The organism is Acetobacter suratthaniensis (genome assembly GCF_017377745.1).
Lineage (GTDB): Bacteria > Pseudomonadota > Alphaproteobacteria > Acetobacterales > Acetobacteraceae > Acetobacter > Acetobacter suratthaniensis.
On record NZ_JAFVMG010000015.1, the window covers coordinates 1 to 14,008 of the forward strand.

The window sequence follows — 14,008 nt, forward strand, 5'->3', positions numbered from 1 at the left end:
CAGCCCGGTTAAGGAAATATCATGTCTCATACAGCAGGGTTTCAGACGGATGGGGCAACCCCACCCGCGCAGGCTTTCCGTGATGCCATGAGCCGCCTGATAGCCCCTGTGGCGCTGGTGACAACCAGCGGCCCCGCCGGGCGGCACGGTCTGACGGTTTCGGCCCTGTGTTCAGCCAGTGCGGAACCGCCCTCTGTGCTGGTCTGCCTGAACCGGGATAACCGCTCTCATGCCGCGTTTGTTGAAAACGGCGTTGTGGGTATCAGCCTTCTTGCGCCGGGGGATGAGGCGCTGGCCATGCGTTTTGCTTCAAGCCGGATTACGCAGGAAGAAAAATTTTCCGATAATGACTGGCGGGAATCCGAAGGGAATCCCCCGGTTCTGGTGCGGGCCGCTGCCTGGCTGACAGGGCGCGTGGGGGCATTTTACCCTGCTGGCTCGCACGATATTCTGCTGTGTCATGTGCAGCGGATCGGCCTGCACGCGCAGGATGTGGCGGGGCTGGCATGGTTCGGGCGTGATTTCCATGCCCTGCCCATACCGGCCGAGCCTGTACCGGCCTGAAGGTCGCGCAAGACGTCATGCTGGTTTTTCGCCAGTGTGTGCGCTAGCTTTTATCGTATGAAACTCATACATGGTGGTATGTCATGACTGCTCCTGTCTCTGCCAGAGGGGGCTCACATGCAGCGCCCTTCATTCTCCAGCGCTGGTCGCCTCGTGCTTTTACGCCTGCTGATATCAGCGAGGCAGATCTGCTGGCGTTGCTTGAAGCCGGGCGCTGGGCGCCATCGGCCTATAATCACCAGCCCTGGCGCTTTATCCATGCCCGGCGCGATACCCCGGACTGGGAGCGCTTTCTGGGCTGGCTTGTACCGTTCAACCGCTCGTGGGCGGAGCATGCCTCGGCTATTGTCTATGTGGCTTCGCGCCGGGTGACGGACGATACCAAAAATGGCGGTGTCCGGGCTAACCCGACCCATGCCTTCGATACCGGGGCTGCGAGTGTGCTGGTCCAGTTGCAGGCTTGGCACAATGGTTGGGCTACGCATCCGATTAGTGGTTTTGATCATGCCTTGGCGCATGAAGGGCTTGGCCTGCCGGAAGATCATGACCTGCATGCGGCGATTGTGATTGGCCGTCAGGCTGCGGCCGATACCCTGCCTGAAGGGCTGGCGGAGCGGGAGCAGCCGTCTGACCGTCTGCCGCTGGCGGATGTTGTGTTCCCCGGTCGCTTTCCTGTCGGCTAGGGCAGAAAAAAGCCTGTTACTAAAAAAGGCCCGGCAGAATCTGCCGGGCCTTTTTTTGTGTAAACACTTGGCTCAGATCGGGTTTTATGCCGCCCTTTGGGGGGGCGGCATGTTTACGCGCGGCTAGAGGTCAAGGCGTGCGCTAAGGGTAATGGTGCGCGGTGCGCCGGGAAAGATATTGTAGCTGCCACGGCTCATCCAGTAGCGAACATTGCCGATATTTTCGACATTGGCGCGGAACGTCAGGGTGTGAGCATCGACGTGTGTTGTGTAGGCCGCGCCCACATCCCCTACAATGTAGGACGGCATGCGCACCGTATTGGCTGCATCCAGCCAACTCCGCGAGACGTAATTAAAGCCCGCATTCACGCTGAGTCCTTTTACGAGCGGAATGCGGTAATCCGCATTGAAGGCCGCCTGAAACGGCGCCACAGCTTCGAGCTGATGCCCTGCATAGCCTGCGGCGGCTTTGATATAGCGGGCATCCAGATAGGCAAGACTTGCATTCAGGTTCAGGTCTTTTGTTACCAGCCATGAGGCCGATGCCTCGATGCCCTGATAGCGCGAAACCCCATCCTGCACGTAGTAGTTCTGGGCATTGGTGTAGGCGGCTCCGGTATCCATACGGAACAGGGCCAGTGTGCCGCTGAATGTCCGGCGCTGGACTTTTACACCCAGTTCATACTGATCGCTGCGGATCGGGCTGAAGACATCGCCGTAATTATTGGTGCCTTGCGGCGCCTGTCCACCAGCCTGTACGGCCTGCACCCAACTGAAATAGGCGTTAAGCCACGGTGTTGCCCGGTAGCTGAGCGAGACCACGGGGGTTACCGGGTTGTTGCGATGCGAACCAGTTGTGCTGCCAGTTTTTGAAAAATCGTCTTCGCTGTAAGCGGTATAACGTGCGCCAGCCATGAGCGACCACTGACCCCAGCTTATGGTGTCGCTCCAGAAAGGGGCAAGCTGCTGGTAGTTGATGTAGCGGTACATGCGCGGATGAAAATTGGTGGCACTCGTCAGGCTTGGGCGGTCTGTGTAAATATTACCGTATTCAAAAGGTAATTTCGCGCCAACATTGGCATCCCAATCAAAGTTCTGTCGTAGCCAGGTCATGCCCACCATGATTTCATGATGCAAAGGCCCGGTATCGAAATGCCCCTGTGTGGTAAAATCGACCTGATGATAAGTCAGAATACGCAACTGCTCATAAGCCTGACTTTTGTAATCACCGCCTGAACTGGTGAAGTAAAGCTGGCTTGCAGGGAAGCGTTCATCCAGATGGGTATAGGCGTAGGTCAGGCTGGCTGTCCAGTTACGGGCGAAATCCCAGTCCAGACCGGTGCTGAAGCGTTTGAGGTCGTTGGTTTTCCATGAATCGGGCGCACCCAGTGCGGCCCGCCCGCTGATAGGCGTTACGGCAAGCCCCGGCGTGGTCATAACGGTGTTGACCATGCCTTTTTGTAGCGTATTCATGTAAAAACTATTGAAACGCCAATGAAGTTTGTCAGTAATACGCACATTGGTCGTAAATGACATGGACAGGTTGCGGACAAAGCTGGAATTGTACTGATCGCCCACTTCGCTCCCGAAGGAAAGCCGGGTCTGGATGCGATGGGCGCTGTCGAGCGACCCCCCGACATCCAGCATCTGGCGGAACACGGCATCGGATCGGTAACCGGCTTCGAGTGTCAGCTTGCGGTTTTCCACCGGTGCTTTCAGCCGGTAATCCAGCACACCACCCGGCGAGCCAAACCCGTACATGAAGGCTGATGCCCCCTTGTAAACCTGTATGGTATCGAAATTGGCCACGGGCAGATCGATATACCAGAAGGGAATGGCCATCCCATCTATTTTGTAACCGTTGGTCCAGTCCAGATTGAGGCCACGCACACGCACGCTGGAACCAGAGGCGGTGGAACCCCCGTTTGAAGTTGCCTGCACGCCGGGTTCGTAGCGCATGACATCGTTGATGTCGTTTGCCTGCATGGCCTCCATACGGGCTGCGGAAATGGAACTGACCGAAAAAGGCGTTTCAAATTCGGATTTGTTGCCCAGTGCGCCCAGTGGCACCTTGCGGGCCAGATGCGGTGTATTGCGGTTTGTATGCACCGTTATGGCCTCTGCCGCTCCAACAAGTGGGGCAGAGGTTTTTTTAGGTGTTTTCGCGCTAATGGAAGGCGTTTTGGTGTGCGTTTCAGCGGCGGCTGTGGTCTGCGCGGCAGCGAGACCGGGCAGCGATGCAAGCAGAAGGGCACGAAACCCTGTACGGACCATGGCGGTATACTCTCCGTTTGGAAAATGAAATGAAGGGGTTTTACGCGGCGTGGTGTGCTAAGGCGTCTTCCTGTGCGATCAGTGCGCGCACGCGGGGGATCAGTTCACGGCCGAACAGAACGGTGTCCGGTACGGGATCAAAACCCCTGATCAGGAAAGTATGAATTCCAAGGCGGTAGTACTGTAAAAGGCTCTGCGCCACCTGCTCGGGTGTGCCGACGAGGGACGTTGAGTTCCAGCGCCCCCCGGTGGCCTGTGCAACACCAGTCCACAGACGTTCATCATGGCGGGCTCCGCGCGCGGCAATGGCCTGCAACCTGCGTGAGCCTTCGTTGGTGGGCAGGGTGGTATCGGTAGGGCGGGTGCCTGCGCTATCGAGAGCGATGTCGCCAGACTGCTGGGCCTGTTGCTCACGTTGCTGTCGTTCAAGCAGCGTGGCTTCTATGGCTGCGGCGCGTGCCCAGGCTTCTTCTTCCGTGGCGGCCAGAATAGGGCGGAAGGAAATGGAAAACCGCAGGTTGCGGCCATGGAGGCTGGCGGCATTACGCACGCGGTTGACGAGTTCGGCTGCCTGTTCGAGCGGTTCGCCCCACAGGGCGTAGCCATCGGCCAGTTCCGCTGTAACGGCAATGGCCTCGTCTGAAGCCCCGCCGAAATAGACCGGCACGCTGCCTTCCTGTCTGGGCCGAATGGCGGCATGTGCCCCGCGCAGACGGTAAAAAGTGCCATCGTGGTCGAACGCCGGGCCACTTTGCCATTCCCGCCGGACAATACGGATATATTCCGCAGCGCGTGCATAACGTTGGGCTTTGGTCAGATGATCGCCATCGGCCTGAAGTTCTATGTCATTGCCACCGGTAATGACATGTATGGCTACACGCCCGCCTGTGAGAGCATCAAGGGTAGCGAACTGCCGTGCCGCCAGTGTAGGGGCAGCAAAACCGGGCCTGTGTGCAACCAGTACACCAAGCTTGCTGGTTGCCAGCGCGGCATGTTGCGCCACCAGCAGGCTATCGGGTGAATGCGAGTGAAAGGCCACGAGTACCCGGTCAAAACCGCCACGCTCATGCAGAAGGGCCGTGCTTTTTATGTAAGCGGGATCGACTTCCGGGCCGTAGGGGCCGACGATTTCGGTCTGTTCACGCGCACTGACATACCCGATGAATTCTACTGACATTTTACGCAAATCCCATGCCGTTTATGGCATGATAGTGCGATATTTCTGTATAAAAATCATGCGAGGAATGGCAAAGGCTAACTTTGCCAATTATCGATATACTAAGTTATGATCATATTTTTTTACGTGTGAACGCCCAGTTCTTCCAGAAGCTGTGTACGCAGGCGTTCAAAAACCGGATCGGCATGGCGTCGGGGGCGCTCAAGGGGGATAGGCATATCCAGCCTGATCCGCCCCTTGTCCAGAACAATGGCGCGGTCAGCCAGTGTCAGGGCTTCATCCACATCATGGGTGACAAGCAGTACTGCGCTGTGGTGGCGTTGCCAGAGCGTTGCGACAAGTGCCTGCATGCGCAGGCGTGTCAGGGCATCCAGTGCGGCAAAAGGTTCATCCAGCATCAGAAAAGCCGGTTCGCGTATGAGTGCACGGGCAAGGGCGGCACGTTGGGCCTCGCCCCCTGAAAGGGTCAGGGGCCACGCATCCTGCCGGTGGGCAAGCCCGACTTCATCCAGCAGGCGGGTGGCCTGTGCGCGGGTGGCGCTCTGCTGGGCAAGGGCCACGTTTTCCCAGACGGTTTTCCATGGAAGCAGGCGGCTTTCCTGAAAAACAACCGATATTTCGTCCGGTGTTGAAACTTCGCCTTCGGTTACAGGGTCAAGCCCCGCCAGGGTACGCAGCAATGTAGATTTGCCAGAGCCGCTATGGCCCAGCAGGGCAACAAATTCACCGGGGGCGATGGTGAGATCCAGCCCATGCAGCACGGGCGGGTTATTGCCAAAACGACGGCTAAGGCCACGTACCCGCACGGCGGGCTGTGAGGTATTTTGATAAGTCTCTTTATTGTGCGAAAGGGTTTCAGTCATGATTCTGCCCCCTTCCCTGAGCGGAAGGCTGGCGCCATACCAGTGCGCGGCGTTCGAGAATACGAACCCCCTGATCGGAAATAAGGCCAAGCAGGCCGTAAATTGCGAGACCCACGAAAATAATGTCGGTGCGAAGGAAATCCTGCGCATCCATCATCATATGTCCGATTCCGCTACTGGCGTTGATCTGTTCGGCCACCACCAGCATCAGCCACGCAATGCTGACGGCCAGCCGGGTGCCTACCAGCAGGTCGGGCAATGCGCCGGGCAGGATGACATTGCGGATGCGCTGCCAGCGCGACAGGCCGATTGTGTGCGCCATTTCCAGCAGCTTGGGGTCAATCGCACGAATACCCTTGTGCAGGTTTAGATAAACCGGAAACGTCGCCCCAAGGGCCACAAGCAGCACCTTGGGTAATTCCCCTATGCCGAACCACAGAATGAACAGCGGTGCCAGTGCCAGAACCGGGAGCGTGCGCAGGATCTGAATAGGGGCGTCAATCACGTTTTCGCCGATGCGTGACAGGGCCGCGATGAGCGCCAGACTGATACCCGTGGCCAGTGCTAGCGCCAGACCCGAGGCCGCGCGCAGGAGCGATACGCCCAGATTGGCCTGCAACGTGCCATCCTGCGCCAGTCCCCAGCCGGTAGCGAGTATCTGCAGGGGTGAGGCGAACAGCCGGGTTGAGATAAGCCCCGTGGAGCAGGCCGCCTGCCAGAGCAGCACCAGTATGACCGGTGAGGCATAGCGCCCCAGTGCGGGCAACACCGACCAGCGGATACGATGGATCGGGCCCCGTGTGCCTGTCTTCTGGTGGCGGGGGTGTGCAGGTGGGGCCGCCAGAGAGGCTTTGTCCCTTGGGAGAAGGGGCGGGGCGTTGTGGAAGCTGGCGCCGGACATGGCTGGGTCTCTTCATGGCTGTGCAGGTCTGGTGCAACAGCCTAGCCTTATGTACGGAATGAAAGTGCATTAATTATATTAATATCACACTTTAGCGTGCTTTTGTTGAATGGCATCAGGTGGCTGGATAATCTGGGCGCATGAAACAGAATACACGCGATTTTTCTCCTGCCGTCAGGCGTGTGCGGCGGCGGGGGGTAGGCCTGGTTGTGGCGGCAGGGCTATGCCTGTCGGCTTTTGGCGCAGGGGTGGCCTATGCCGAGCCGGAACTGATTGTAGCCGACCAGAAAGGCCAGCAAAAAGCTCTGATGCAGGCCGCCGGGGTGGACCATACCACCGGCTACCATATCCGCTGGGTGGAGTTTGATGCCGCAGCCCCGCTGTTGCAGGCGCTGGGTGCGGGGGCTGTCGATACCGGTATCGTAGGGGATGGCCCGTTTGTTTTCGCATGGGGTGCGGGGCTGGATGTCAAGGCTGTCTGGCAGGTGCCGCAGCACCAGCCCGGTCGCGCCACGGCGGTTGTTGCCGTGGAAGGATCGCCCCTAACCACCCCTGCCCAGCTTTCGGGCAAGCGGATTGCAACGGGGCGTGGCTCTATCGGGCATTTGCTCTTGCTGCGCCTGCTGGCAACGGGGGCTATTCCCGCCCCTGCGCCTGAGCTTGTGTTCCTGCTGCCGGTACAGGCCAAGGCCGCACTGGATACCGGGCGGGTTGATGCGTGGTCTACCTGGGAGCCATATGTGTCGCTGGCGGTCGTGGGTGGACATGGGCATGTGGTGGCGGATGCACAGGGGCTGATGCCCAATGATGGTTTCTTTGTTGCCAGCACGGCGGCTCTGGCGGCCAAACCGACTATTCTGGCGGATTTCTATCACCGGATGACCGCCGCTTACGGCTGGGGGATCGGACATCAGGCTGAATATGTACAGCTTTTTGCACGCCAGACCGGCATGCCTGTGCCTGTAGCTGCGGCCGTGTCTGACAAGCTCATGGCAACGCCCGGCCCGGTTACGCAAGAGACGGTCAAGGCTGAGGAAGCCGTAGCCGAGACCTATCGCGCGGCGGGTCTGCTGGCGCGCAAGGATAGTTTTCAGGATGCGTTTGTTCAGGGGTTTTCCGGCCCCTGAAGAGGGGCCGGATTTTTTCAGCCCGGCGGGGTCAGGCCGCGCCGGGTTCTGAAAAGGGCTGCTCGGGCGAGTAAACCGTAAAGCCGTGCGTGCCATCGCGTTCAAGCTGAGCCACCAGCCCGAACTCCCAGTCCAGATAAGCCTGCATGGCGGCTGCGGCGTTGTCCGTGCCTTCATACGGGCGTTTGTACACGTCCTGCGGGGGGGAGAGCAGGCGCTCTTGTGGCAACCCGCGTTCCACCGCCAGCCCTTCGGCCTGCCAGCGCTGTGTGCCGCCTGCCAGTACGCGTGCGTGCCGGGCCTGTGTTTTCAGCGTTGCTGCGGCCAGCCGCGCGGCAGCGCCATCTGGCGAAGTCAGCACAATATCATGGGCGTCACGCAGGGGGGCTGGCCATGCGGAGGGGGGGAGAGACAGCACTGAGGGAATTAGAAAAAATGCACCGGAGATATGGCTTTTGCCAAACTCAGGGCTGGAGGCCAGATCAATGAGCAGGGGCGGGCGGGCTGAGGCCAGTTCCGTGGCCAGTGCTTGGGGCGTCAGCTCTGGTGCGTGTGGCAGGGGGCGAGCCAGGGCGGTGGGTTCAGGCCCTGTAGCACGGGGCAGGTCGGTCCAGTCGTCCAGCACATGCACGTGCTGCCAGCCAAGCTGACGGAGCCAGTGCGCGGTCATACGTGCGCGCACGCCATCGGTATCGGTCAGGACAAGGGTGGCATGGCGTACGGCCACCCATTCATCCGTTGCCTGTACAAGCTGCCCGCCCGGAGCGGAGCGGAACCCTGCCAGATGCCCGGCCTCGTACTCGGCGGGGCTGCGTACGTCCAGCAGGTAGAGTGTCCGGGCTGGATCGGCCGCCAGACTGGCCAGCGCTCTGGCGGGCAGGATTTCCACCCCCGTGGCCTGCGCCAGGGCCTGCGCTGTCTGGCGGGCCTGTTCGTGGTGGGCGGGCGTGGGGTCTCCTGCGCTCAGGGTTGCGCCATGTGCCAGTTCAAACCCGGCCAGCGTCCAGCCAATGGTGCCGTTGCGCAGGGCGTAAACCGGGTTGGGAATGGCGGCGTTGACCAGTGACTGCGCCCCGATGATGGAACGCGTGCGGCCCGCGCAGTTGACGACGACCGTGGTGGTGGGAGAGGGCGCGATGTCGCGCACGCGCAGGGCCAGTTCCGCCCCCGGTACCGAGCGACCCTGCGGAATGGACATGGTCGTGTATTCACTGAAGCGCCGCGCATCGAGGATAACCAGATCCTCGTTACGGTTCAGGCGGGCCTGTAATTCTTCCGCCGGGAGCGAGGGCGTGTGGCGCACATGTTCAACCAGTTCGCCAAACGCCTTGGAGGGTACGTTAACGTCAATAAACACCTCTCCCCCGCTCTGCTGCCAGCCTTCCAGCCCGCCTTGCAGGAGGGATACGGCGCTGTAACCCAGTGTATTCAGTAAGGAGGCGGCACGTGGGGCCAGCTCCTCGCCATTGTCGTACACTACGACGGGCACGGTTTTGCGCGGAATAAGGGAGGCTACCCGCTCCTCTACCCGGCCAAGTGGGAGATTGACGGCAAAAAGCGGATGCCCTGCGGCAAAAGGGGCTTCCTCACGCACATCAAGCAGGGCAATTTCCTGCCCATTGCGCAGGGCTTCGCGTACGGCCTGTGCAGTGGTGGTGGCCACAGGCGCGCGGGATGGAAAAAGCGCGTTCATGCTGGCTGCCTTTCAAGGGAACGATCCCACAGATTGGGTGTCTGCTGGCTGGAATAACCCGAGATAAAAGGCTTTTCCGCCCCGGTCTGCAGATCGTAGGTCGCGCGGGAGACACCACCGATATTCGCGCCATAGACATGGATGGAAATGGAGGGCTGGTCTTCCAGCGCGTTGGCCACGCGGTGATAATCGTTCACGCCCGGTGTCAGGGCCGCGACATCTCCGGGTTCGAGAAAGCTTACGTCTTCGGGGTGGAAATGGCCATCCGCTGTGCGGCTGTACTGGGTTTCGCTCTCGCGCCCGCGCAGCATGCCAATCAGCCCCCATACGCGGTGGTCATGCAGGGGGGTCTGTTGGCCCGGCCCCCATACGAAGCTGACGACCGAAAACCGCTCCAGCGGGTCACAATGGAGCAGATACTGGCTGTAACGCTCGGGGCTGGGGCGGGCGAAGGCTTCGGGTAGCCATGTATCCTGCGCGACAAGCTGGCGCAGCAGGTCGGCCCCTTCGCTTTGCAGGCGGGCGGGTTCAAGCCCGGCATCGTGCAACTGCGTGAAACGGACAACAAAGTTCCTGAGCGGGTCTGGCGTGGTCATGGGCCGGGGTTCTGTCCTGTGTAAGAGAGCTTAAGTGCGGCGGGGCTGGCCGCGTGGTTGCCTGCGGCCAGCCCGTGCTGTTCTCGTGCCTGTGTGTGGGGCTGAGGTTTTTCAGGCCGCGTGGGGGGTGTTGCGGGCATCCTCGCGGGCGATGCGTTCACGCACGAGCGGGATCAGGTCGCGCCCGTATTCATAGGCATCGGGCAGGGGGTCAAACCCACGGATCAGGAAGGTGGAAATGCCCAGACGGTAGTAATCCAGCAGGGCATCGGCCACCTGTTCGGGGGTGCCCACCAGCGAGGTGGAGTTGCCTTTGGCCCCGGTCAGTTCGGCAATGCCCGTCCACAGTCGCTGGTCAAGCCTGCGGCCCTGTGCGGCTGCGGCCAGCAGGCGGCGCGAGCCTTCATTGGGGATCTCGGCGGAGCGCACATAACCGGTTTGCTGTTGCAGGGCGCGGGCAGTTTCTAAAATTCTGTCCGCGCGCGCCCAGGCTTCTTCCTCCGTGGCGGCAAGGATGGGGCGCAGCGAAAGCGAAAAGCGCGGAGACCGGCCATGGCGTGCAGCGGCGGCCCGCACGCGGGCGACGGTCTGGCTCACCTGTTCGTAGGTTTCACCCCACAGGGCGTAAACATCGGCATGCTGGCCCGCCACGGCAATGGCTTCTTCTGATGAACCGCCGAAATAGACCGGAATGCCGCTCTCGCGGTACGGATGCACGCTCGCGCGGGCGCCGCGCACATCGTAAAACGCCCCCTTGTAGGAAAACGGCGTGGTTTCAGACCATTCCTTGCGAACGATGTCGAGATACTCGCTGGTGCGGGCGTAACGCTGGGCTTTGGTTGTGTGGTCGCCATCGGCTTGGAGTTCCACATCACTGCCGCCGGTAATGATATGCACCGCAACCCGGCCACGGGTCAGGTGATCAAGGGTGGCGAACTGCCGTGCGGCGATGGTCGGGGCATTAAAGCCGGGGCGATGCGCTATCAGCAGCCCGAGATCGGGGGCGGCTGCGGCGGCATGCTGGGCGATGAGAATGCTTTCGGGGGAATCCGAATGGAAGGCCACCAGAGCGCGGTCGAAACCACCATTTTCATGAATTTTAGCCGCAGTTTCAATATAGTGCGGGTTTACGGTAGGGCCGGTGGCAGGGATGATTTCCGAGTGGCTGCGGCTGTTGATGAAGCCGATGAATTCTACTGGCATCGTGAAATTCCTAACGCACTAATATTTTACGGTAATTATAAATATAACACTTGCAAAAATGATTAAATCAAGCGAGGAATTGTCAAGCCGCACTTTGCCGCCGCTCATATGGCGCAGGGCAGTGGCCCGGCAGGAGAACGTGTTGTGTCTGATACCCCCCACGCGGCCCATGGTGTCGCTCTGCCCCAGCGTATGGCGCGGAACGTGCCTACGGAACTGCTGCGCTCGTTTGTCGCGATTGTGGAGGCTGGCTCCATGGCGCAGGCAACGGAAATGATTTTCCTTACCCAGTCCGCCCTCAGCCTACAGATGAAGCGGCTGGAAGATGTCCTGCAACAAAAACTCTTTCGCCGGGATGGGCGGCGCCTGATCCTGACCCCCATTGGCGAGGAACTCGTCAACCACGCTCGCACCCTGCTGGCCCTGAATGACCGGATCATGCGCACGCTGGGGCAGGATCTGGAGCCAGACCCGATCTGTGTTGGTATGGTGCAGGATTTTGCCGATACGCTGCTGCCTGATGTGCTGGAGCAGTTCCGCCTTGGCCACCCGCGTGCGCGGTTGGTGGTGCGGGTAGGCGGTTCAGCTGAACTGCTTGAAATGTTTGATCGCTCGCGGCTGGATCTTGTGCTCTGCCTCGGCCAGCATGGAGACCGCCCGGACGCCACATGGGAGGTGGTGGGGCAGGATCGCATGACATGGATCGGCAGCGCACAGAGTGCGGAAAGTGCTGAGGTGCCGCTGGTTCTTCTTGAACCTCCCTGCCGTTTTCGCGAGGCGGCGCTCAGGGTGCTGGGGCATGCGCGGCGTGGTTACAGGCTGGTGATGGAAACCCCCAACCTGCCTGCCCTGCGCGCAGGCGTGCGGGGTGGTATGGGGGTAAGCTGCCGTACGCGGCGCTTTGCCATAGCGGAGGGGCTGCCGATGATTAGCGGCACCACCCTGCCCGCCGTGCCGGGGATTGAAATTGTGCTCGTGCGTCGTAACAACCTGTCAGATGCCGCCAATGATCTGGCGAACCTGCTCGCGGCAGCGGCAGGTTCGTAACGGTTATTCCCCGCGCGCGGGGGCCTGCTCGGGCGATGCGGGCGCTTGTGGCAGACGTTCGAAAATAAAGATGGTCTGCCCCAGACTTTCATAACCTTCAGGGGCAGGCAGGAAGGGGGCGTATCGCGCCTCCTTCGCCAGCCGGTAAGACAGCCTGTTGCCAAACAGATCGCGCAGGAAAGTGCTTTCCTGTGTGCTACCCTGAGATTGCTGTGTAACACGCGGTGTTTTCAAACCCCATTGATGATCCGTGGGGGCGGCATGGGGCAGATAGCTCTGTGCCCAGAAATCCGGCACGATCAGGAAACGGGGTTTGCGTTCCTCTATCTGTGCAAACGGGGCGATGGATTCTGTCACGCCGGGCAGGGGGTTGCGGCGTTTGAGTGCTATGGTGTCGAGCCGGGTCAGGTGTGCGGCTTGCGGCAGACGCGGCAGAAAGGCGTTGCGGCCATAGGCTTCCACGGCATCGCCCGGTTGGACATGGGCGGCCATCCAGTGCTCGGCATCGTAGCGGGGGTCGTTCAGCATGGCGGCGTCAAGCCCCGCGCAGCGCCACAGGGCCGTTGCGGCCAGCCCGGCCAGTCCTACGCGGGCGGCCAGATTTAGGGCGGGCTGTTTCAGCGTCAGCAGCCGGGCACAGGCCAACCCGATATAGGGCGCGATAAAAAGCGATTGCGGCAGGAGAAAGCGATTATCCGTACGCAGCGCCATGGCATTGAAGAACAGCGTAAAGGACAGAACGGCCAGCACCGGCACCAGCCCGGCAACCCGCCGGGCGGGCTGTGTGCGTGTGGCCTGCCACATCAGACCAAGGCCAGCGACCGCAAGCAGGGCTGTCGCTGCGGGATAGAAGCGTGGAAAACACGTGATCATATCCCATACAAGCCGCATACGCCCGGTGATGTCGGTGGTATAGGTCATGAAATCCTGACTGGCTGGCCCATGCAGGAACGCCATGCGCCGCGCGAAGCCTGAAGGATTGGTTAACGCACCATCAAGCAGCAGCAGCAGGCCCAGACTGATGGCGGCCCAGCGCAGCATGGGCAGGATAAGGGCCGGAATACGCTGCCGGGCTGCCGGGTCCAGCGCTAGTGACAGGCCGAAAGAGGCAGGCAGGGTCAGCAGGAAAACGCCATAGGCCTGATCCTTGGTGGCAATGGCCGCAGCGGCCGACAAGGCGGCCCAGCGCAGGCTACGCAGATCGCCCGCCATCAAAAAGCGCATCCATGTCCACAGGCACAGTGTCGCCCAGAACAGATATGGCCCGTCCAGATTGGTCACCTGCCCATAATAGACCATGCCACCATTCAGCGCACAGGCCGCCGCTGCACACAGCCCGGCCAGTGACCCTGCGACAAGGGTGGTCAGGCGGTAGATCAGCAGCAGGGTACCCACCGACATGAGCAGGCTGAGTGCGCGCGCCGTCAGGGCAAAACTGGTCATGTATGGTACATGAATAAACGTGCTGATAACGGCCTGCTGGCTGTAGGCGGGCGCATGGGCGATGGCTATGCCCACCACAGGCAGGTTGAGCAGGGTCAGCCAGATCATGTGCAGGGGCGGGTAGGTAAAAAAGGAGCCCGGCACGTAAGTCATGGCCAGCCCGACCAGAAAGTTGCGCGGTGCCACGCCATCATCATCCCACCCATCTGAGGCGGGTAGCCCCCAGCTCAGTCCGGGCAGACGCAGCGCAATAGCCAACAGCACGATCCAGAACAGCGGCTTGCGGCAGGATGTGGCAAACCAGCGTACCAGCCGGTTTCTGCTCCTGGCGGGCTGTGTCCCGCTCTCTGGGGTGTGGCTGTCCGGCGGGCAGGTGGTCGGTTGTGTTTTGTTCACCAGTATGATCCAGCTTTAATCAGGGAGCAGGCAGGGCGCGG

12 protein-coding genes are annotated in these 14,008 nt (G+C 60.8%); 4 read left to right on the plus strand and 8 right to left on the minus strand.

The features are described from left to right. Nucleotides 1-21: 21 nt before the first annotated feature. Nucleotides 22-564 carry a flavin reductase family protein gene (locus J2D75_RS11780; protein WP_207855018.1) on the plus strand — a complete coding sequence of 181 codons (543 nt, stop codon included), beginning with the start codon at nucleotides 22-24 and terminating at the stop codon, nucleotides 562-564. Nucleotides 565-647: 83 nt separating this feature from the next. Then, entirely contained in the window at nucleotides 648-1,247 is a 600-nt protein-coding gene (locus J2D75_RS11785) for a nitroreductase family protein (RefSeq protein ID WP_207855019.1), read from the plus strand. Nucleotides 1,248-1,370: 123 nt separating this feature from the next. On the opposite strand, the gene J2D75_RS11790 is transcribed toward J2D75_RS11785, so the two are convergent. From J2D75_RS11790 to J2D75_RS11805, 4 genes are all read right to left on the minus strand, one after another. After that, a complete protein-coding gene (locus J2D75_RS11790; RefSeq protein ID WP_207855020.1) occupies nucleotides 1,371-3,521 on the minus strand; it encodes a TonB-dependent siderophore receptor in 2,151 nt (716 codons plus the stop codon). Between the two features lie 40 nt (nucleotides 3,522-3,561). After that, a complete protein-coding gene (locus tag J2D75_RS11795; RefSeq protein ID WP_207855021.1) occupies nucleotides 3,562-4,698 on the minus strand; it encodes an LLM class flavin-dependent oxidoreductase in 1,137 nt (378 codons plus the stop codon). A 122-nt stretch (nucleotides 4,699-4,820) separates the two neighbouring features. Continuing rightward, entirely contained in the window at nucleotides 4,821-5,561 is a 741-nt protein-coding gene (locus J2D75_RS11800; RefSeq protein ID WP_207855022.1) for an ABC transporter ATP-binding protein, read from the minus strand. Then, the gene (locus J2D75_RS11805) at nucleotides 5,554-6,462 is read right to left on the minus strand and encodes an ABC transporter permease subunit (RefSeq protein ID WP_207855023.1); all 909 of its coding nucleotides are present in this window, start codon (nucleotides 6,460-6,462) and stop codon (nucleotides 5,554-5,556) included. The genes J2D75_RS11800 and J2D75_RS11805 overlap by 8 nt, the downstream gene beginning before the upstream one ends. Nucleotides 6,463-6,602: 140 nt before the next feature. Between J2D75_RS11805 and J2D75_RS11810 the strand changes: the two genes are divergently transcribed. Continuing rightward, nucleotides 6,603-7,589: an ABC transporter substrate-binding protein gene (locus tag J2D75_RS11810; RefSeq protein WP_207855024.1), complete on the plus strand. Its 987-nt coding sequence runs from the start codon at nucleotides 6,603-6,605 to the stop codon at nucleotides 7,587-7,589. Nucleotides 7,590-7,620: 31 nt separating this feature from the next. Here the strand turns inward: J2D75_RS11810 and J2D75_RS11815 are convergent, their stop codons facing one another. The 3 genes from J2D75_RS11815 to J2D75_RS11825 form a co-directional block, all read right to left on the minus strand. Continuing rightward, entirely contained in the window at nucleotides 7,621-9,282 is a 1,662-nt protein-coding gene (locus tag J2D75_RS11815) for a rhodanese-like domain-containing protein (RefSeq protein WP_207855025.1), read from the minus strand. Then, nucleotides 9,279-9,878, minus strand: a complete 600-nt coding sequence (locus J2D75_RS11820; RefSeq protein WP_207855026.1) for a cysteine dioxygenase family protein — start codon at nucleotides 9,876-9,878, stop codon at nucleotides 9,279-9,281. Before J2D75_RS11820 ends, J2D75_RS11815 begins: the two co-directional genes overlap by 4 nt. Nucleotides 9,879-9,989: 111 nt before the next feature. Further along, nucleotides 9,990-11,081, minus strand: a complete 1,092-nt coding sequence (locus tag J2D75_RS11825) for an LLM class flavin-dependent oxidoreductase (protein WP_207855027.1) — start codon at nucleotides 11,079-11,081, stop codon at nucleotides 9,990-9,992. A 144-nt stretch (nucleotides 11,082-11,225) separates the two neighbouring features. On the opposite strand from J2D75_RS11825, the gene J2D75_RS11830 reads away from it, so the two are divergent. After that, nucleotides 11,226-12,128: a LysR substrate-binding domain-containing protein gene (locus tag J2D75_RS11830; RefSeq protein WP_265783026.1), complete on the plus strand. Its 903-nt coding sequence runs from the start codon at nucleotides 11,226-11,228 to the stop codon at nucleotides 12,126-12,128. A gap of 3 nt (nucleotides 12,129-12,131) precedes the next feature. Here J2D75_RS11830 and J2D75_RS11835 read toward each other — a convergent pair whose 3' ends face one another. After that, complete coding sequence (locus J2D75_RS11835; RefSeq protein WP_207855029.1) at nucleotides 12,132-13,967, minus strand: hypothetical protein; 1,836 nt, start codon at nucleotides 13,965-13,967, stop codon at nucleotides 12,132-12,134. Nucleotides 13,968-14,008 lie beyond the last annotated feature (41 nt).

Coding starts and splice junctions, on each gene's coding strand:
- J2D75_RS11780 (WP_207855018.1), top strand. CDS start 22: ATGTCTCATACAGCAGGGTTTCAGACGGATGGGGCAACCCCACCCGCG.
- J2D75_RS11785 (WP_207855019.1), top strand. CDS start 648: ATGACTGCTCCTGTCTCTGCCAGAGGGGGCTCACATGCAGCGCCCTTC.
- J2D75_RS11790 (WP_207855020.1), bottom strand. CDS start 3,521: ATGGTCCGTACAGGGTTTCGTGCCCTTCTGCTTGCATCGCTGCCCGGT.
- J2D75_RS11795 (WP_207855021.1), bottom strand. CDS start 4,698: ATGTCAGTAGAATTCATCGGGTATGTCAGTGCGCGTGAACAGACCGAA.
- J2D75_RS11800 (WP_207855022.1), bottom strand. CDS start 5,561: ATGACTGAAACCCTTTCGCACAATAAAGAGACTTATCAAAATACCTCA.
- J2D75_RS11805 (WP_207855023.1), bottom strand. CDS start 6,462: ATGTCCGGCGCCAGCTTCCACAACGCCCCGCCCCTTCTCCCAAGGGAC.
- J2D75_RS11810 (WP_207855024.1), top strand. CDS start 6,603: ATGAAACAGAATACACGCGATTTTTCTCCTGCCGTCAGGCGTGTGCGG.
- J2D75_RS11815 (WP_207855025.1), bottom strand. CDS start 9,282: ATGAACGCGCTTTTTCCATCCCGCGCGCCTGTGGCCACCACCACTGCA.
- J2D75_RS11820 (WP_207855026.1), bottom strand. CDS start 9,878: ATGACCACGCCAGACCCGCTCAGGAACTTTGTTGTCCGTTTCACGCAG.
- J2D75_RS11825 (WP_207855027.1), bottom strand. CDS start 11,081: ATGCCAGTAGAATTCATCGGCTTCATCAACAGCCGCAGCCACTCGGAA.